The 20406-nt window shown below is 75.0% G+C and carries 6 protein-coding genes; all 6 read right to left on the bottom strand.

The window, feature by feature from the left end:
* Window positions 1–37: 37 nt before the first annotated feature.
* Window positions 38–2905 (bottom strand): amino acid adenylation domain-containing protein, encoded by a 2868-nt coding sequence (locus DQE82_RS15315; RefSeq protein ID WP_113973031.1) that lies wholly within the window; start codon window positions 2903–2905, stop codon window positions 38–40.
* Window positions 2902–3765 carry a thioesterase II family protein gene (locus tag DQE82_RS15320; RefSeq protein WP_113973032.1) on the bottom strand — a complete coding sequence of 288 codons (864 nt, stop codon included), beginning with the start codon at window positions 3763–3765 and terminating at the stop codon, window positions 2902–2904. Before DQE82_RS15320 ends, DQE82_RS15315 begins: the two co-directional genes overlap by 4 nt.
* The gene (locus tag DQE82_RS15325; protein WP_113973033.1) at window positions 3719–5431 is read right to left on the bottom strand and encodes a cyclic peptide export ABC transporter; all 1713 of its coding nucleotides are present in this window, start codon (window positions 5429–5431) and stop codon (window positions 3719–3721) included. The genes DQE82_RS15320 and DQE82_RS15325 overlap by 47 nt, the downstream gene beginning before the upstream one ends.
* Window positions 5428–10119, bottom strand: a complete 4692-nt coding sequence (locus tag DQE82_RS15330; RefSeq protein WP_113973034.1) for a condensation domain-containing protein — start codon at window positions 10117–10119, stop codon at window positions 5428–5430. Before DQE82_RS15330 ends, DQE82_RS15325 begins: the two co-directional genes overlap by 4 nt.
* Window positions 10116–14669, bottom strand: coding sequence for a non-ribosomal peptide synthetase (locus tag DQE82_RS15335; RefSeq protein ID WP_113973035.1), 4554 nt, complete (start codon window positions 14667–14669; stop codon window positions 10116–10118). Before DQE82_RS15335 ends, DQE82_RS15330 begins: the two co-directional genes overlap by 4 nt.
* Window positions 14670–14772: 103 nt before the next feature.
* A complete protein-coding gene (locus DQE82_RS15340; RefSeq protein WP_113973036.1) occupies window positions 14773–20406 on the bottom strand; it encodes a type I polyketide synthase in 5634 nt (1877 codons plus the stop codon).

Here is a 20406-nt window from a genome sequence, read left to right on the forward strand (position 1 = left end):
GGCCGGTGTCGGCACGGAGGGGATTCGTGGGAGCGGATCAGAGGGCGGGCAACGCGCGGCTGTCCACCTTCCCGTTGGTGGTGAGCGGAATGTGGTCGATGGCGACGACGTCCGCCGGGATCATGTAGTCGGGCAGGTCGACGGCGAGGTGGGCGCGCAACGCGGCGGCGTCCACCGCCGCGCCGGCGGTGAGCACCACGTACGCCGCCAGGCGCTTCTCGCCGGGGCTGGGCTCGCGGGCGAGCACCACGGCGTCACGGACGCCCGGATGGGCGGCGAGCCGGGCCTGGATCTCGCCCAGTTCCACCCGGTAGCCCCGGATCTTGACCTGGTTGTCGATGCGGCCGAGGAACTCCAGCGTGCCGTCGGGCAGCCAGCGGGCCAGGTCGCCGCTGCGGTAGAGGCGGCTGCCCGGCGGGCCGTACGGGTCGGGCCGGAACCGGTCCGCGGTCAGGTCCGGGCGGCCCAGGTAGCCGCGCGCCACCCCGACGCCGCCGATCCAGACCTCGCCGGGCACGCCGACCGGCACCGGGTCGAGCCGCTCGGTCAGCACGTACATGGTGGTGTTGACGATCGGGACGCCGAGCGGCACCAGCTCGGTGGCCGGCGGCTCGCTGATCGGCTGCCCCGAGTTGCCGATGGTGATCTCGGTGGGGCCGTACTCGGTGGCGACCTTCGTGCCGTCCGGCCCGGCCAGATCCAGCCAGCGCTCGGCCAGCGCCGCGGTGAACGAGTCCCCGGCCGCGATGACCATGCCGGCCAGGTCCCGCGCCTGCTCCCCGGTGAGCTGCCAGGTGAGCAGGTCCAGGTGGCCCGGGGTCATCTTGATGAAGCTGTACGGCGCGCCCGTGAGCAGGTGCGCCCCGAGCTCGGCGGTGTCCAGCGGCTCGGGCAGCAGGTGCGCCGGCTCCCCGGTGATCAGCGGGGTGAAGATGTTCGGGATGCCCAGGTCGAACGAGATCGAGGAGAAGACCGGGGCGCCGCCGGGGCCGTGCGCGGCGTACGCGCCGACGGTCCAGAGCAGATAGTTGGCCAGGCCGGCGTGCGGCACCAGCACGCCCTTGGGCCGCCCGGTGGAGCCGGAGGTGAAGATGACGTAGGCGAGCTGGGCCGGGTCGATCGGCACGGTCGCCGGGGTGTCGGGCCGGGCCGCGACGGCCGCCGCATCCGCGTCGACCAGGACCAGGACGCCGTCGTACAGGCCGGTGAGGGTGGCCTGCTCGACGGTGGAGGTGACCACCACCGGGCTGCCGGCCGCCTCGATCATGTAGCGCAGCCGTTCCGCCGGCAGCTGCGGATCCAGCGGCAGGTAGCCGGCCCCGGACTGCCAGACCGCGATCAGGGCGGGGATGAGGTCTGGTGTGCGGCCCAGGCACACGCCGACCAGGGTGTCCCGGCCGGCGCCGAGGTCGAGCAGGTGGTGGGTGAGCCGGTTGGCCCGCCGCATCAGCTCCCGGTACGTGAGCCGCGTGTCGCCGACCCGGACGGCGATCCGGTCCGGAGTGGCGTCGGCCTGGGCCCGGATCAGGTCGACCACGGTCACGTCGCCCCGGTGCGCCGTCTCCGCGACGGCCCAGTCGCGCAGCACCGCGTCGCGCTCGTCCGCCGGCAGGTAGGTGCGCCCGGCGTCGCCGTCGGGGTCGGCGGCCATCGCCACCAGCACCTCCCGGTAGAGCGCGGCGAGCCGGCGGGCGTACCCGGGGTCGACTGTCTCCCCGGCGACGCGCAGGCGCAGGCGGTCCGGCCCGGCGGTGACCCGCAGGCCGTACCCGTCCCGGTCGTCCGGCAGGCCGGGCAGCGGCTCACCGGGCAGGCCGGCGGCCGGGTCCCACTCGAAGAGGGCGTGCTGCCCCTGCCCCGGCCCGCCGGTGACCGGGCGGTACGCGAGCCGGTGGGTCCACGCGTCGCGCTCGTGGGCGGCCACGTCGCGCACCAGCGCCCGCCAGGTCGCCGCGCGGGCGGCCGTCGGCACGGGCCGCACCACGCGGTGCAGCAGTCGCTCGCAGTCCGGGCGCGCGGCGCCGCCGTGCGGGGTGAGGGTGGCGTCGGTGTGCCCGGCGGGTTCGGCGCCGAGCATGCCGAGCACGGTCTGGTGGGCGGCGAACAGCACAGTGGACAGCGGCGCCCCGGCGGCGTCGGCGAGCACGGCCAGCCCGGCGGACATCCCGGCCAGGTCGACGGTGAGCTCGGTGCTCCCGGCCGCGCCGCCCCAGCCGCCGGGCAGGGCGCAGGAGCCGCCGGCCAGCGCCCGGGTCCAGTACTCCTCGCCTTCGAAGTCGGCGGCGGCGTCGAGCGCGTCCGCGACGCAGGGCGCGTGCCGGGTGGCGGTGACCGGCGCCGCGGCGTAATAGGCGCGCAGCAGCTCGGCGAGGATGCCCGCCGGGTCGGCCACGCAGCTCAGCGCCCGGGGCGCGGCGACCAGCAGCGTCCAGCTCTGTTCGGTCTCCAGGATCACGGTCAGCCGCAGCGCCCCGGCGGCGGCCGGGTCGAACGGCGTGGCCCGTTCGGTCTCCAGCAGCGCGGCGAGCATCGCGTCGCGCTTGTCCGCGTCGACGCTGCGGTGGTCGTGCCGGGCCAGCGGGACCGCGGCGTCCGGATGCGCCAGGTACAGCGGCTCGGTGCCGCCGGACGGGTCGGTCGAGCAACGGAGCAGCTCGTGCGCGCGCACCACCGCCTCGACCGCCGAGGCGAAACGCTCCGGCGCGAACGGGGCCGGGTCCTCGATCCGCCGGCCGTCCAGGTCGACCTCGGTGAACGCCGACGCCTGCGCGACCAGGTCGGCCGGCACGTCGGGCAGCGGATAGGCGTCGCTGACGCCGGCCGGGACGATCGCCCGGTCCCGGGGACTGAGCAGCGTGAACGGCTCGATGTCGGCCGCTTCCACCGCCGGGTCGAGGGGGGTCATGTCTCGTCTCCTGGGTTCCGGTCCACCGGCGGCCCGCTCCGGGCGGGTACGGCGGCGGCTGTGGTCGGGGGCGGTCGGTGGTGGTACCGGTCGGCGGCGCCGGACACCCAGGGCGGCGGTACGACGGCGGCGAGATCCCGCGCCACCGTCGCCACCACCTCGGCCCGCGCGCCGTGGAGGAAGAAGTGGTCGCCGGGGAACAGGCAGAGCCGCGACCGGGCCGAGGTGTGCCGCCGCCACCCGTCGAGCGCCCTCGGCGGCACGATCCGGTCCCCCCGGCCGCCCAGCACCGTCAGTGGCGTCGCCAGCGGCGGCTCGGGGCGGTGCTCGTACGTCTCCAGCACCGAGAAGTCGGCCCGCAGCACGGGCAGCATCAGCCGCATCAGGTCGGCGTTGTCGAGCACCTCCGGCGGGGTGCCGCCCAGCTTCGCCAGGTGCGCGCGGATCTCGTCGTCGGCGGCGCAGTGCAGCAGCGGCCGCGACGACGGGGAGTCCGGCGACGCGGCGGCGGAGACGAACACGTGCTCCGGCTGGCGCACCGGGCGGCGGCGCAGCGCCCGGGCCAGCTCGAAGGCGAGCAGGCCACCCATGCTGTGCCCGAACAGCGCGTACGGCCGGTCCAGCGCGCCGGTCAGCGCGTCGGCGAGGGACCGGATCAGCGGGGTGAGGCGCAGGAAGGGCGCCTCCTGCAGCCGGGTGCCCCGGCCGGGCAGCTCCAACGCCACCACCTGGACTCCGGGTGGCGCGGCGCGCTGCCAGCCCCGGAACGCCGCCGCGCCGCCACCTGCGTACGGCAGGCAGAACAGGCGGACGTCAGCGTCCGGATTCCACACCTGACCGCCCAGCCACCGACTGTCCACGGGGAACCTCCTCCTCCCTGATCTGGCCGTAGTCGAGCCGGACGAGCCGGTCGGCGGCGTCGAAGTAGCGGTCGTCGTGGCTGATCACCACGACGGCCTTGTCCCGGTCCCGCAGTTCCGGCAGCAGTTCCCGGTAGAAGAAGTCCTTGAAGACCGGGTCCTGGTCGGCCGCCCACTCGTCGAACAGGCAGAAGGGGCGGTCCTCCAGGTACGTCACCAGCAACGCCAGCCGTTTGCGCTGCCCGAGCGAGAGCGCCGTGGTGGAGAAGCGGTCCCCGTCGACGCGTACCTTGTGGTCCAGTTGCAGGCGCTCCAGGTACCGCTGCGCCTTGGCGGCCTGCTCCCCCGCCGGCAGCCCGAGCAGGCTGTCGAAGAGGTGGAAGTCGGAGAACACGGCGGAGAACAGGTTGCGGTAGTCCTCCCGGTTGGCCGCGGTGACCTGGGTGCCGTCCACCTGGATCGCGCCGCTCTCCGGCTCGTACAGGCTGGTGAGCACCTTCGCCAGGGTGGTCTTGCCGCTGCCGTTGGCGCCGACGACGAAGAGGATCTCGCCGCGCCGGAACTCGAAGTCCAGCGGGCCGAGCACGAACTGCTCGCCTTTCGGTCCGGGGTAGACGTGGCTGACTCCGCGGAAGGCGATGCTTCGCCACCCGGCGAAGACGTTGCCCGCCCGGCCCGCGGCGGCCGGGACCCTGCTGTTCGGCACGGCGGGCGCCCGCCCCGCGCCCGGCCCGCCGAGACCCGCGTCGAGCTCCGCGAGCCGCTCCTTGATCTTCCCCAGGGCCACCGACGCCCGGCCCAGCGCGGGGAACCAGACGAGGACACCCTGAAGGCTGGAGACGGCGAAGAGCAGGATCAGCACGCACGACGTGAGCGTCTGGTCGGACAGGGCGAACCAGGCGGGGAAGGCGAACAGCAGCAGGCCGATGAAGGCGAAGAAGACCGCCTGACCGCCACCTGTGGCGCCCTCGTAGACGGAGAGGCCGAAGACGCTGTGCCGGCGGTAGGCGGACGCCGTGGCCGTCAGCTCACCGTCGATCAGCGCGGCCCGCCGCTCCCGGTTGAGCTTCAGCTCCTTGAGCCCTTCGGTGACCGAACGGAAGTGACCGAACAGCGCGTCCTGCTCCCGCCGCGCGGCCTTGAGCGCACCCAGGCCGGAGGCGGAGACGAGCAGGTAGAGCAGCACGCCCACGACGACCGTGGCGCCGGTGGCGAGCGCCACCGCCGGTGAGACGATCACCAGGTACGCGATGGCCACCAGCACGAACGCCGCGCCCGAGCAGATGCCCGGCAGGCCGGGCAGCGCGTCGGCGATCACCACCACGTCGTCGGCGAGCGCCGAGTAGAGCTGCGCCGTGCCGGTCCGCTCCACGGTCCGCAGCGGGGCGTCCAGGATGCCGTCGATGAGGCGGCGGCGCAGGTGGTAGACGGCGCCCTGGGACAGCCGGTACAGCATGCTCTGGGAGGCGAACTTGGTGACCAGCGTGGCCAGGCAGAGCGCCACGTATCCCCAGATCAGCCGCTGCGAGGGCGCGGCGTCGGCGGCCAGCGCCAGGTTGACCATGGCGATGAAGGCGGCGCCGGTGCCGCCGCTGACGATGCCCGCCGCGATGGCCAGCAGGAACGGGCCCCGGCTGTAGCGCAGCAGGTAGGCGAAGAGGCTCATGCGCCCACCTCGTCCAGCCAGGCACGGAGCGTGGTCAGCGGCGCCGCCGGTGAGTCGGCCAGCCGGCCGAGCAGCAGGTCCCAGCGTCGCATCAGCGCCTGGAGCGCCCGGGCGTCGTGGACGTCGGTGGAGAAGATCCAGGTGCCGTGCAGTTCCGCGCCCTGTTCCCGCATGATCAGCGCCAAGTCGACCTCCGCCGGTCTGAGGTTGGTGCCGAGCACCTCGGAGAAGACGTAGTCGTCACCGATTTCCAACGAATCGACCCGCAGCCCGGGCAACGCGAGTTCCGGCACCTCGGCGTTGAGCAGGTTGAACAGGGTCCGGGTCGGGTCAGCGTCCGCGGTGGCCGGCACCGCCAGCCACGGCGGCACGGCCCGGTTGGCGTACGCGTCGAGCGTCCGGTCCCGGACCTGCCGCACCAGCCCGGCGAACGTCGACGCGGCGGTCAGGTCGGCGCGTACCACGAGCGGGTGCACGAACCAGCCGATCAGGTCGGCCGTCTCGGCCCGGTCCCGGCCCGCCTCCGGGAAGCCCACCGGGATGTCGTCGCGGCCGGAGCAGGCGGCGAGCAGCAGGTGGTACGCGGCCAGCAGCGCCATGAACAGGCTGGCCCCCTCCTGCCGGGCGAGCCCACGCAGCTTCTCCGTGACCGCCGGGTCGACGCGGAACGCGCGGGTGAAGCCGTCGGCGGCGGTCGTCCCGGTGGCCGGTGGCCGCAGCGTCAGTGCCGGTGGCAGGCCGGCGAGGGCGCGCCGCCAGTGGTCCACGTGCGCGTCGAGCGCGCCGCCGGCCAGTTGCCGGCGCTGCCACGCCGCCACGTCGGGGTACTGCACGGCCAGCTCCGGCAGCCGCGGCGCCCGGCCGGCGGCGTGGGCGCCGTAGAACTCGGTCAGGTCGCGCACCAGCACCCCGTAGGACCAGTTGTCGGTGACCAGGTGATGCATGGTGAGCACCAGCGCGTGCCGGTCCTCGCCGAGGCGGGCCAGCAGGCCGCGCACCATCGGCTCCGCGTCGATGCGGAACGGCCGCCGTCCCTGCTCCTCGATCAGCGCGCGCAGTTCGCCCGGCTCGGCGTCGCGGAGGTCCACCGCCGTCAACGGCCAGCCGCCGGCCGGTTCGATCCGCTGCGCCGGCCCGTCCGGGCCGTCCACGATCCGGGTCCGCAGCGCCTCGTGCCGCCCGGCGACGTCGTCCAGGGCGCGGCGCAGCGCCGCCTCGTCCAGCGGTCCGGTCAGCCGCAGCGCGGTCACCACGTTGTGGATCGGGTCGGCCGGGCCGAGCGGGTGGTGCCGGATCAGCCGTTCCTGGCTGAACGACAGCGGCAGGTCGCCGTCGCGGCCGACGCGCGGGATCGGGGCCGGGCCGGTGTCCGCGCCGCTCGCGTGCCGCCGGACCTGCCCGGCCAGCCAGCCGACGGTCGGGTTGCCGAAGAGGTCGCGCAGCGCGAGCCGTACGCCGTACCGGGCGTCGATCTGCGCGGCGAGTTTGGTGGCGAGCAGGGAGTGCCCGCCCAGGGTGAAGAAGTTGTCGTCCCGGCCGACCTCGTCGATCCCGAGCAGTTCCCGCCAGATGTCGGCGATCGCCGCTTCCACCTCGTCGCGGGGCGCTTCGGCAGCGGCGGCGGGCTCGTCGGCGAGCGGCTGCGGCGCGGGCAGGGCGGACCGGTCGACAGTGCCGGCCGGGGTGCGCGGCAGCTCCGGCAGCGCCACCCAGGCGGCCGGGAGCAGATTCTCCGGCAGCCGCTGCCTCAGGTACGCCGCCAGCTCACCGGTCCCGGCCTGCCCCACGACGTACGCGACCAGCCGGTCGTCGTGCGCCACCACGGCGGCCCCGGTCACGGCGGGATGCCCGGACACGATCGACTCGACCAGGTCCAGGTCCACCGGGAAGCCGCGCAGCCGTACCTGGTGGTCGAGGCGGCCCAGGTACTCGATCACGCCGTCGGCGCGCATCCGGGCCCGCTCGCCGGTGCGCAGCAGCCGCACGCCGCGCGCCGTGCCGAACGGGTCCGGCGCCAGCAGCGCCGCCACGTCTCCGGCCGGCGCCGGAAGCGGGTCGCCACCGACGTACAGCTCCCCCGGCACGCCGGCCGGGAGTGGCTGACCGGCCCGGTCCAGGACGTGCGCCCGGGTGCCCGGCACCGGGCGGCCGACCGGCATCAACTGCCGCTGCCCGCCGTCGGGCGTGGCCGGGTCGGCGGGCCCGCCGTCGGGCGTGGCCGGATCGGTGAGCTCGCCGTCGACGGCGCACAGGTGGGCGGTGACCGGCGCGGCCACGTCCGGCGGCACGAGCACGTGGTGCAGGGCCGCCGGCGACCGCTCCGCGAAGCGCGCCACCAGGTCCCGGGACAGCGGCGCCCCACCGCAGAACACGTGCCGCAGCGCGGCGCAGCGCTCCACCCCGCGCTGGTCGAGCAGGTCGGCGAGCAGGTCGGGCCGGAAGCAGGCCACGCTGACCCGCTCCGCCCGGATCAGGCCGACCACGTGGCGGGCGTCGCGGTCCCCGCCGGGCCGGGCCAGCACCACGGCCGCGCCGCTCAGCAGCGGGGCGTACAGCTCCCAGACCGCCGCCGGGGCGGCCAGGGGCGCCTGCTGGAGCACCCGGTCGGCGGCGGTCAGCCCGGCCGCCTCGGACAACCAGCGCAGCCGGTCGCGCAGCGCCGCGTGGCTGTGCACCGTGGTGCGCGGCACACCGTCGGGCGGACAGGTGACGTAGGCCGGGTCGCCGCCGGTGACAGTGCCCGCGCCGGCCGGCGCCGCGGCGTCCGGCACGAGGGCACCGGGCACGGCGGCGCCGCGCACGGCGCGCGGGTCGGCGGACGGGTCGTCCACCAGGCAGGTCGGCCCGGACCAGCGCGGGACGCCGCCCTGCGGGCGCGCGGTGAGCAGCAACGCGACCTCGGCCGCCGTCAGCAGCGCGGCGGCCCGGTCCGCGGGCAGCCCCGGATCCACCGGTACGACCACCCCGCCGGCCCGCCAGACGGCGAGCGGCGCGGCGACCAGCTCCACGCACCGGTCCAGCCGCACGCCGACCCGGGTGCCCCGGCGCACGCCCGCTGCCCGCAACCGATCGGCGAGCACGCCGACGAGCGCGTCCAGCTCGCCGTAGCCGACCGTACGCGAGCCGAACCGCACCGCCGGGGCGGCCGGGTCACGGCGTACCGCCGCGGCGAAGGCGTCACCGACCAGCGGACGGGCGGCGTCGGTCGCCGGGCCGGTGGCCAGCGCCAGCAGCTCGTCCCGCTCGACCGGGCCGACGAGCGGCAGCACGCCGATCGGGGTGTCCGGGTCGTCCAGCAGGCCCCGCAGCAGACGGTGGAACATGCCCACGTGACGCCGGGCGGTCGCCTCGTCGAACAGGTCGGTGCTGTACTCCAGCCGCCCCCAGATCGTGTCGCCGTCCTCGAAGAGGTCAAGCAGCAGGTCGAACTCGGCCTTGCGGGCGTCCAGCGAGACCGGCTCGACCCGCAGCGGCCCGTCGTGCCAGGACGGGAACGGCACGTTCTGGTACGAGAACAGCACCTGGAAGACCGGGGTGCCGGCCGCCGACCGCTCCGGCTGCAACTGCTCGACCAGCCGCTCGAACGGGATGCCCTGGTGGTCGTACGCGGCCAGGCACACCGCGCCGACCCGGCGCAGCAGCTCCCGGAACGACGGCTCGCCGCGCAGGTCGGTACGCAGTGCCACGGTGTTCATGAACAGCCCGATCAGCGGCTCCAGCTCGACCAGGCGCCGGTTGGCCACCGGCGAGCCGACCACCACCTCCTCGTCGCCGGTGAGCCGGTGCAGCAGCACCGCGAAGGCGGCCTGGAGCACCATGAACAGCGTGGCGTTCTCCTGCCGGGACAGCGCCCGCAGCCGGGTCACCACGGCCGGCGGGATCTCCACCGGCACCGAGTCACCCCGGTAGCTCTTCTCCCTCGGCCGGGGCCGGTCACCGACCAGGCCGATCTCCGGTGGCGCGCCGCCGAGCTGGCCCGTCCAGTACGCCAGGTCCGCCGCCCACGCCTGCTGAGCGGCCGGCTCCTGCTGCCAGAGGGCGAAGTCGGCGTACTGCACCGGCAGCTCGGGCAGGCCGTGCGGCCCGCCGGTGAGCAGGGCGCGGTAGCAGTCGATCAGCTCGCGCAGCAGCACCCCCATCGACCAGCGGTCGGACACGAGGTGGTGCAGGTTGAGCAGCACGCCGGTCACCTGCGGGCCGAAGCGGAGCAGCCGGACCCGCACCGGCGAACCGGCGGCCAGGTCGAACGGCCGGCCGATCAGCTCCTCCTCGCGGCGGCGCAGCTCGGCGTCGACCTCCCCGGGCGTCACCCCGGGCACGTCCTCGACCCGCACGTCCGGCGGCAGCTCGGCCCGCACCTGCTGGTACGGCCGTCCGTCCCGCTCGAAGAAGACCGTCCGCAGCGACTCGTGCCGGCGGACCACCTCGGCGCAGGCGCCGGCGAACAGGTCCGCGCGGAAGTCGCCGTGCACCCGCATCGCCGTGGAGATGACGTACGCGGAGGTGTGCGCCGCGAACTGCTCCAGGAACCAGATCCGGCTCTGCGAGAAGGTCAGCGGCACCGGGGCGTCCCGGTCGGCGCGCGGTGGCACGGTCCGCGCCGGGGCGCGGTCGATGCCCTCCTCCTGGAGCAGGTTGCCCAGCAGCGCGAGCCGCTGCGCGGACAGGGCGAACCGCCTGGTGCTCATGCCTGCGTCCTTCCGTCGGCGCGGTCGAGCGCCTGCTGCACCTCGTCGTCGGACAGGTCGCTGAGCCGGATCAGCAGCTCGGCGGTCTTCTCCACGACGGTCCGCTGCGCGGGGTCGGCGGTCAGCGCGCGGGTGAGCCCGGCGACCGTCGGGTCGGTGAAGACCTTGTGCAACGGCACGTCCACGCCGAACGCCTCCCGTACCCGGGCCACCATCCGGGTGCTGAGCAGCGAGTGCCCGCCGAGGGCGAAGAAGTCGTCGCCCACGCCGACCCGGTCGACGCCGAGGGTCTCGGCCCAGATGCCGGCGATCACCTCCTCGACCGGTGTGCGCGGCGCCACGTACGCCGATGTCACCTGCCGCCGGCCCGACTCGGGCGCGGGCAGCGCCTTGCGGTCGACCTTGTTGTTCGGGGTGAGCGGCAGCGCGTCGAGGAAGACGTACGCCGAGGGCGCCATGTAGTCGGGCAACTGCTCGCCGACCGCGGCCCGCAGCCGCGGCAGCAGCCGCCTCGCCCGGCGGCCGAGGGCGTCGTTGACGAACGAGTCCCAGCGCGGCTCGGCGGCGGGCGGCCCGGCGAGCCGGGGCAGCGGCGTCTCCGGCCGGCCGTCGCCGGCCAGCCGGCGCAGCACGACGGTCAGGTCACCGGCCGGTCCGTGACCGGACCAGTCCAGGTCCAGCCGGTAGCCGGTCGCGTCGGCGAGCCGGCGCAGCTGTTCCGGCTCGACGGCGGCCGGGTCGACAGGGGACGCCAGTTCGGCCCGCAGGTCGGCGACCGTGCCGTCCGCCCCGGCGAGCGCCGTCGCCGCCCGCGCCCAGCGGTCGACGCGGGCGTTGGGTACGCCGCGCAGCGCGAGCAGCGCCGGACGGTCGGCGGTGAGCCGCTCGCGCAGCCCGGCCGCGGTGAGCCCGCTGTCGCGCCAGTCCAGCCACGTCACGTCCCCGGCGTCGACGACGTCGCCGTCGACGGTGAGCCGTACGTCGTAGCGGAACCGGGTCAGCTCGTTGCTCACCGAGCCGAGCTTCGGCATCACCCGTACCCCCGTCAGCCGGGGGAAGCGGGCCGGCAACGCGGTGAAGAAGCCCGGGTCGAAAACCAGCTCCCGGTCGTCGGCGACGGCCCGGCGCACCCGCTCGCGCAGTTGCTCGGCGCTGTCCTGCGCCTCGGCCCGCTCCACCTGCACGGAGGTGTGGAAGGTCTCCAGCAGCGGCAGGCTGCGGATGTCGCCGAGGAAGAGCGAGCCGCCCGGGGCGAGCCGGGGCAACGCGCCCTCGATCACCCGCAGCAGGTAGTCCTCGTCGGCGAAGTACTGCGCCACCGAGTTGAGCACGATCACGTCGAAGAGCTGGTCGGGCAGCGCGTCCAGCTCGTCGGCGGCGCAGCCGAACAGCTCCACCCCGGACAGTCCCCGCGCCGGCACGTCGGCGCGCAGCCGGTCCAGGGCGACAGCGGAGATGTCGGTGCCCCAGTAGCGGCGCACGTGCGGGGCGACCCGGTAGAGGATCAGGCCGGTGCCGCAGCCGATCTCCAGCACCGAGCGCGGGCCGTCCTGGAGGATCCGCTCGGCGGTCGCCTCGGCCCAGCCGCGCATCTCCGCCACCGGGATCGGCGCTCCGGTGTAGCTGCTGTTCCAGCCCCGGGTGTCGAACGTCGGGTCGACCTCGCCGGTGTCCGTCACGTCGTACGCGGCGTCCCAGACGTCGCGCCACTGCTCCACCTCGTGCGGCCACTGCGCCGCCGCCTCGGCCCGGGCGTCGGCGCCGGCCACCACGTACGCCACCAGCCGCTGGTCGCCGAGGGTGTCCTCGCGTACGGTCACCACCGCCTGGTTGACCTGCGGCTGCCGCTCCAGCACCGACTCGATCTCGCCCAGCTCGATCCGGAAGCCCCGCAGCTTCACCTGGTGGTCGAGCCGGCCGAGGAACTCGATGCTCCCGTCGGCGCGACGGCGGACCAGGTCACCGGTGCGGTAGAGCCGGTCGCCCAGCCCGATCGGGAAGGGGTGCCGGACGAACCGCTCGGCGGTCAGCTCGGGCCGGTCCAGGTAGCCCCGCGCCAGGCCGGCGCCGCCGATGTGCAGCTCGCCGGGGACACCCGGCGGCACCAGGTGGCCGCTGCCGTCGAGCACGTGCAGTTCGGTGTTGGCGATCGGCTCGCCGATGGAGATCGGGCCGTGGTCGACCCGCGCCACCGCCGACCAGATGGTCGTCTCGGTCGGGCCGTACATGTTCCACAGCTCGGCGCACCGGCCGAGCAGGCGCTGGGCCAGCTCGGCGGGGAGCGCCTCACCGCCGGCCAGCACCCGCAGCCCGGCCTCGCCGGTCCAGCCGGCGTCGAGCAGCATCCGCCAGGTGGACGGGGTGGCCTGCATGACCGTCGCGCCGAAGGCGTCCAGCGCGGCGGCCAGCCGTTCCCCGTCGGCGGCGACCTGGCGGCTCACCACTGCCACGCAGGCCCCCTCGACCAGCGGCAGGAGCAGCTCCAGCCCGGCGATGTCGAAGGAGAGCGTGGTGACCGCCAGCAGCACGTCGTCGGCGGTGACGCCGGGGCGCTCGCCCATGGCGAGCAGGAAGTTGCCCAGCGCCCCGTGCGGCACCTGCACGCCCTTGGGCCGGCCGGTGGAGCCGGAGGTGTAGATGACGTACGCCAGGTCGTCGGGGCGCACGTCGACGTCCAGCGGTTCGGCCGACTCGGCGGCCAGCTCGTCACCGAGCAGGTCCAGGCAGAGCGGCTGCGCCTTCACCCCGCCCAGGCCCGCCAGCACGTCGCTGCTGGTGAGCAGCACGGACAGGTCGGAGTCGGCGAGCATGAAGGCGATCCGGTCCGGCGGGAAACCCGGGTCCAGCGGCACGTACGCGCCGCCGCTCTTGAGCACGGCGAGCATCGCCACGACCATGTCGGCCGAACGCTCCAGGCAGATGCCGGCCATCGTCTCCCGGGCCACCCCGAGCCGCCGCAGCCGGCGGGCCAGCCGGGTCGAGCGCCCGTCCAGCTCGGTGTAGGTCAGGGTCTCCCGGTCGGTGCGCAGCGCCGGGGCGTGCGGGGTGGCGGCGGCCCGGGCGGCGAAGCGCTGCGGTACGCACACCGGCTGCGGCCAGTCCCGGCGGGTGTCGTTCCACCGCAGCCGCAGGTCACGCTCCTCGTCGGCGCCGAGCATCGGAACCTGGTCGATCGGCCGGTCCGGGTCGGCGAGCAGGTTCTCCACCAGCTGCGCGAGGTGCCGGGACATCCGCTCCACGGTGGCCGGCTCGAACAGGTCGGTGTTGTACTCGAACCAGCCGGTCAGCCCGTCCGGCCGGTCGAAGACCTGCAGCTCCAGGTCGAACCGGGCGGTGGAGCTCTCCACGTCGACCGGCTCCAGCCGCAGCCCGGCCACGTCGAACTCGGGCATCGGGATGTTCTGGAAGATGAAGTGCACCTGGAAGATCGGCGAGCGGGACAGGTCCCGGCGCGGGGCCAGCTCCTCCACCAGCCGCTCGAAGGGCACCTCCTGGTGGGCGAACGCGCCGAGGCAGGTCTGCCGGACCCGCCCGACCAGCTCGCGGAAGCTCGGGTCGCCGGACAGGTCGGTGCGCAGCGCCAGGGTGTTGACGAAGTAGCCGACGAGCCGTTCGATCTCCGGCCGGTTCCGGTTGGCCACCGGTACGCCGACCACGATGTCGTCCTCGCGGCTGTAACGGTGCAGCAGCGCCTGGAAGGCCGCGAGCAGGGTCATGAACGGGGTGGCGCCCTCCCGCTGGCTCAACGCGCGCAGCCGGGTCATCACCGGCTCGGGCAGGGCGAAGGGCCGGGAGCCACCCCGGGTGCTCTGCACCGCCGGGCGGGGCTTGTCGATGGGCAGCTCCAGCGCGGCCGGCGCCCCGGCGAGCGTCTTCTTCCAGTACTCCAGGTCGGCGTCGAGCGCGTCGCCCTCCAGCCGCTGCCGCTGCCAGACGGTGTAGTCGACGTACTGGATCGGCAGGTCCGGCAGGGTCGACTCGCGACCGGCGGCGAACGCCCCGTACAGCTCGACCAGCTCGGCGATGGCCACGGACATGGACCACAGGTCGGCCGCGATGTGGTGCATGGTCAGCAGCAGGATGTGCTCCTGCGGTCCGAGCCGGAGGAACCGCACCCGCAGCAGCGGCCCGCCGGCCAGGTCGAACGGGCGGGTGAACTCCTCCCGGGCCAGCTCCTGGATGCCCGCCTCGCCCTGCGGTCCGCGCAGGTGGGCGCAGTCGACCACGGTGAACTCCGGCTCGCAGACGGCGTTGACCAGCTGCCGGGGCTCGCCGTCGACCTCGGTGAACGTGGTCCGCAGCGCCTCGTGCCGGCGGGTGATCTCGTTGCAGCAGCGCCGCCACACCTCGAGGTCCAGCGGGCCCAGGATGCGGACGGCGCCGGGGATGTTGTACGCGGCGCTGCCCGGCGAGAGCTGCTCCAGGAACCAGAGTCGTTGCTGGGAGAAGGAGGCCGGGAACTCCCGCCGCTGCTTCTTCTGCCGCAGCCGCTCGGCCAGCAGTGCGCGCTTCTCGGCGGCGGACAGGCTGCCCAGGTCGGTGGTCGTCACGGGCGATCATCCTCGGTGTGTGGGTGAGCTGACACGGCTGCGGACAGGACGTGCGGCGCTCGCGTACGGCGGGCACGCGCCGGGGCGGGCGGAAGCGGCCGGCTCATGCCCGTCCCCCGCCGTCGTCCTCGGCGAGCAGGGCGGCGAGCTGCGCCTCGATCTCCTCGTCGGACAGCTCGTCGAGGCCGGCCAGTTCGTCGTCGGGCACGTCCCGGCTCACCGCTTCGATCCGGTCGGCGCCCCGATCCCCCGGCTCGCCGGGGTCGGCCAGCACGGTCACCGTGTGCGCCACCGTCGGGCTGTCGAAGAAGCCCCGCAGGTTCAGCTCCACCCCGAACCGGCCGCGGATCTTCGCGCCGATCTGCACGGCGGCCAGCGAGTGTCCGCCGAGGGCGAAGAAGTCGTCGTGCACGCCGACGCGGTCCAGGCCGAGCACCTCCTGCCAGATCTCCGCCACCGTCCGCTCGGCCTCGGTGCCCGGCGCCACGTACGGGGTGTCCAGATCGGGCCTCGGATGGGTGCCCCGGGGCGGGGCGATCTGCTCCACCTCCCCGGCGAGCAGCGCGGGGGTGATCGAGGCGGCGAGCCGGCGCAGCCCGGAAAGGTCCCGGCCGGTGACCACCACGTGCTCCGGCAGCTCGGGCGCGGCGAGCAGCCGGTCGAAGGCGGCCATCCCGTCGGCGGCGGTCATTCCCTCGCTGAGCACGTGCAGGGTGCCCGGCGTCGCCTCGCCCGCGCCCGTGCCGGCGGCGGTCACCGCGCCGTCGCGCACCTGTTCCAGCAGGCCGTCGATGTCGTTGATCCGCTTGATGGTGAAGTCGGTGATCCGGGCCAGCAGCTGTCCCTGCGGGGAGATCAGCTCGATGCTGACGGTGAGCGTCTCGCCGGAGTCACCGGCCTCGTCCACCTCGACGTGGCAGTGGACCACCCGGGTCAGCGGGGCGAAGACCCGCAGGCTGCGGTAGGTGAACGGCAGGTAGAACACGTCCCGCGCGCGGATCCGTGCGGACGCGCCGGCCACGTCCAGCAGCGCCGGGTGCAGCGGGTAGCGCTCCAGGTCGGCGGCGAACTCCTCGGCCAGTTCGAGCGTGACCATCAGCCGCCGCTCGCCGGCCTCGATGCGGCGCAGGCACCGCCAGCGCGGGCCGAACGAGAACTGCAACCGGCCGCCCTGCTCCACCCGGTCGAGCTTCAGCCGCCGCTTCAGTTCGTCCTCGGTGTCGATCACCTCGGTGACGGCGCAGTCGCGGCGCAGCCGGTCCAGGTCCCGGGCCGTGTCCGCCGGCCGCTCGTGGAAGGCCACGGTGCCGCTCGCGTGCTCCTGCCAGCGGCCGGACTCCCCGTCGACGCGGCTCTGCACGCTGAACCGGAGCTGCCCGTCGCGCTCCCCCACCGTGGTGAACAGCTCGCGGCTCCGACCGTCCGGCACGATCACCGGCATCAGGAACAGCACGTCGTTTAGCTCCACCACCCGGCCGGCCGCCCGGTCGGCGACCGCCGCGTGGACCAGCTCCAGGTACGTGGTGCCGGGAACGAGGCCGTGGCCCATGATCCGGTGCTCGTCGACGATCCAGCTGTCGGCCGTGCTGAGCGTGGTGGCGTACGTCCGGGACGTGCCGGTCGAGGAGACCAGGCGTTGCAGCAGCGGGTGCCCGGTCAGCGCGGCGCCGCCGTGCAGCCGCTCGACCAGGCCGGCGGCCATGCCGGTGTTGCGCCAGGTGTCCCAGGCGACAGTCGCGACCGGCGCCCCGGTGGTGGCTCGCCGCCACTGGGCGTAGACGTCCAGGAAGGCGTTCGCCGCGCAGTAGTCGCTCTGCCCCGGCCCGCCGAGCAGCGCGGTCAGCGACGAGCAGAGCAGCAGGAAGTCCAGTCCGTCGGCGTCGCAGACGGCGTCCAGGTGCAGCGTGCCGACGGTCTTGGCGGCCAGTACGTCGGTCACGTCCCGGCCGGACTTGACCGCGATCAGTCCCCGCGACGGCAGGCCGGCGGCGTGGACGACGCCGTGCAGGCCACCGCCTTCGGCGCGCAGCCGTCCGACCGCGTCGGACAGGGCGGCCCGGTCGGTGACGTCGGCGTGCAGCACCACCACCCGCGCCCCCAGTTCCCGCAGCCGCTGCACGCCGCGGATCCGCCGGCTGGTGTCGTCCTGCTCGCCGTGCTCGGCCAGCCAGTCCGGCCACCGCGTCGAGTCGGGGAACGCCGAGCGGTGCAGCAGCCCGAGCACCGGCGCGTCGACCGAGCGGGCGATCTGCTCGGCCAGCGCCAGCCCGACCCCGCCGAGACCGCCGGTGATCAGGTAGACGCCGCCGGGCCGCAGCCGGCCGCCCGTCCCGCCGGCGGCGTCGGCGGACAGGGCCTCGAAGTCGCGTACCCACCAGTGCCGGCCGCGCAGCGCCAGTTCCCGGTCGGCGGTGGGCGCGGTCAGCCGGGCCAGCACGGTCGTGGGGCAGGGCGCCGGGTCGGCCGCGGTCAGGTCCAGCACGCGGCAGGTGACGTCCGGAACCTCCTGCGGGATGACCGTGGTGGCGCCGAGCAGCGGGGCGTTCTCCGGCTGCAGGGCCTCCTCGCCGGTCACCGCGAACAGGCCCCGGCTGAGCACGTCGATCTCCACCGGGGCGCCCGGCTGCACGTCCCCGATCGCCTGGGCCAGGGCCAGCAGGCTGTCGAACCCGACCCGCCGGGCGCTGTCGATCCGGTCCGGATCCGGGCCGTCGCCCGGCTCCACGGTCAGGCTCCACAGGTGCACCACCCGGATCGTCCGGCCGGCGTCCACCTCCAGCGACTTGAGCAGGCCGGCGTGCTGGTCCCGGCTGGCCGGGTCCAGCGACCAGGCCCGCTCGCCGGTCTCCCGCAGCTCGTCGCCGGCGCTGACCCGCAGCACTGTCGCGCCGTCGTCGGCCAGCCGCCCGGCCAGCGCCACGCCCAGCGGCAGCTCGGCGCCGAGCACCACCCAGGTCGCCCCGTCGGCGGTCCCGGCGGCCGGCGCGGTGAGCCGCCGCCAGCCGGGCACGTGGAACCACTGCGCGTCCGGCCCGGTCGCCGCGACCGGCGCGGGCCGGACCGGGCCGGGCCGCGGCTCGATCCAGTAGCGCTGGCGCTGGAACGGGTACGTGGGCAGGCGCAGCAGCCGCGGCGTGTCCCCGGCGCGGGCGGCCCAGTCCACCGGCGCCCCGGCGGCCCAGAGTTCACCCAGCCCGGCCAGCAGGTACTCCTGGTCGTCGCGCGGCTCGACCGGGTGCCGCACCGATCCGGCCACCGTCCGCCGCTCGTGCCAGGCGCGGTGCTGGCGGACGAAGTTGCGCAGCGTCTGCCCCGGACCGACCTCCAGCAGCACCAGCTCCTCGTCGGCGAGCAGCACGTCCAGGGCGTCGGCAAAACGCACCGGCGCGCGCAGGTGTCGTCCCCAGTACTCCGGGTCGGTGGCCTGCTCGTCGGTGATCCAGGCGCCTGTGACGTTGGAGACGAACGGGGTGGCGGGCGGGCGCAGGGCGACCCGGCGGACCGCGTCGACGAACGGCGCGACAGCCGCGTCCATGCTGGGTGAGTGGAAGGCGTGCGAGGTGCGCAGCCGGCGGCACGCCACCCCGTCCGCCGCGAGCCGCTGCGCCAGCGCGTCGACCTCGGCGGTCGGGCCGCCCACCACGCACAGACCGGTGGAGTTCACCGCCGCCACGCACAGGCCGCCGGTCAGCCGGCCGGTCACCTCCGCCTCGGGCAGGAACACCGCGAGCATCGACCCGGCCGGCATCGACTGCACCAGGCGCCCCCGCGTGGCGACCAGCGCCACCGCGTCCTCGAGGGAGAACACCCCGGCCAGGCAGGCGGCCACGTACTCGCCGACGCTGTGCCCGACCATCGCCGCCGGGCGGACGCCCCACGACATCCACAGGCGGGCCAACGCGTACTCCACCGCGAACAGCACCGGCTGCGTGACAGCGGTACGCGCCAGCGCCAGCGCCGCGTCGCCGGTCCCGTCGTCGGCCGCGAACAGCGGCACCCGCAGGTCCTCGCCGAGGTGGCCGGCGAACAGGTCGGCGCAGCGGTCCAGCTCGGCGGCGAACACCGGCTCGCTGCGGTACAGGCCCCGCGTCATGCCCACGTACTGCGCGCCCTGGCCGGGGAAGAGGAACGCCACCGGCGCGTCCCGTCCGGCAGGCGTGCCCGTGCCGGCGTCGGCGGCCCGCCGCAGCGCGGCGACCAGTTCGGCGCTGTCCCGGCCGGTCACCGCCGTACGGTGCTCGAAGGCCCGGCGGCGGGCGGCCAGCGTGTACGCCACGTCGTCCAGGTCCAGGTCGGGGTGGGCGGCCAGGTGGTCGGCGAGCCGGCCGGCCACGGCGGCCAGCGCCGGCGCGGACCGGGCCGACAGCGGCAGCACCCGGGCTACGGCCGGTGCGGCGGGCGGCGCGGCGGCCGACGCGGCCGGGGCCGGCGCCTCCTGCAGGATCACGTGCACGTTGCTGCCGCCGATGCCGAACGAGCTGACCCCGGCCCGGCGCGGCGTCTCCCGCCGGGGCCACTGCCGCAGCTCGGTGTTGACGAAGAACGGGCTGGTCGGCAACGCCAGCTCGGGGTTGGCCCGGGTGTGGTGCAGGGTCGCCGGGATCGCCTCGTGGCGCAGCGCCAGCACCGCCTTGATCAGGCTGGTCACCCCGGCCGCGGCGTCGAGGTGCCCGACGTTGCTCTTCACCGAGCCGATCGCGCAGTAGCCCACCCGGTCGGTGTGCTTGCGGTACGCGCGAGTCAGCGCGGTGATCTCGATCGGGTCGCCGAGGGCGGTGCCGGTGCCGTGGGTCTCGACGTAGCCGATGCTGTCCGGGTCCACGTCGGCCACGGCGAGCGCCTCGGCGACGACGCGGGCCTGCCCGTCCACGCTCGGCGCGGTGTAGCCGACCTTCAGCGAGCCGTCGTTGTTCACCGCGGTGCCGAGGATGACCGCGTCCACTGTGTCCCCGGCCGCGTGGGCGTCGGTCAACCGCCGCAGCACCACCACGCCCACACCGTTGCCGGCGACGGTGCCCTGCGCCTGCGCGTCGAAGGGCCGGCAGTGCCCGTCCGGGGAGAGGATGCCGCCCTGTTCGTAGCGGTAGCCGCCGCGCAGCGGCACGCTCACCGACACGCCGCCGGCCAGGGCCAGGTCGCACTCGCCGTTGAGCAGGCTCTGGGCCGCCAGGTGCACCGCGGTCAGCGAGGTGGAGCAGGCCGTCTGCACGGTCATGCTCGGCCCGGTCAGGTTCAGCTTGTACGACACCCGGGTGGCCAGGAAGTCCTTGTCGCTGGAGATCAGCGTCTGGTAGCTGCCGGCCGCGTCCACCGCCTGCTCGTTGGCGAGCAGGTTGAACAGCAGGTACGAGTTCAGGCTCGACCCGGCGAAGACGCCGATGCGCCCGTCGAAGGTCTTCGGGTCGTGGCCGGCCGACTCCAGCGCCGTCCACACGCACTCCAGGAAGACCCGGTGCTGCGGGTCGAGGACCTCGGCCTCGCGGGGGTGGTAGCCGAAGAAGCCCGCGTCGAAGCGGTCCGCGTCGGCCAGGACGCCCTTGGCCGGCACGTAGTCGTCCCGCGCGGCCACCTGCGGGTCGACGCCGTCGGCGCGCAGCTCCTCGTCGGACAGGCGGGCGATCCCCTCCCGGCCGGCCGTGAGGTTCGCCCAGAACTCGTCCACGTCGGCAGCGCCGGGGAACCGCCCCGCCATGCCGATGACGGCTATCTGGTCGAGGTTCTCGACGTCGTCTGACAT

Source organism: Micromonospora sp. LHW51205 (genome assembly GCF_003315815.1).
Lineage (GTDB): Bacteria > Actinomycetota > Actinomycetes > Mycobacteriales > Micromonosporaceae > Micromonospora > Micromonospora chalcea.

Bases quoted from the DNA above. Each gene is read 5' to 3' on its own strand.
- DQE82_RS15325 (WP_113973033.1), bottom strand. From the start codon at position 5,431: ATGAGCCTCTTCGCCTACCTGCTGCGCTACAGCCGGGGCCCGTTCCTG.
- DQE82_RS15340 (WP_113973036.1), bottom strand. From the start codon at position 20,406: ATGTCAGACGACGTCGAGAACCTCGACCAGATAGCCGTCATCGGCATG.
- DQE82_RS15330 (WP_113973034.1), bottom strand. From the start codon at position 10,119: ATGAGCACCAGGCGGTTCGCCCTGTCCGCGCAGCGGCTCGCGCTGCTG.
- DQE82_RS15315 (WP_113973031.1), bottom strand. From the start codon at position 2,905: ATGACCCCCCTCGACCCGGCGGTGGAAGCGGCCGACATCGAGCCGTTC.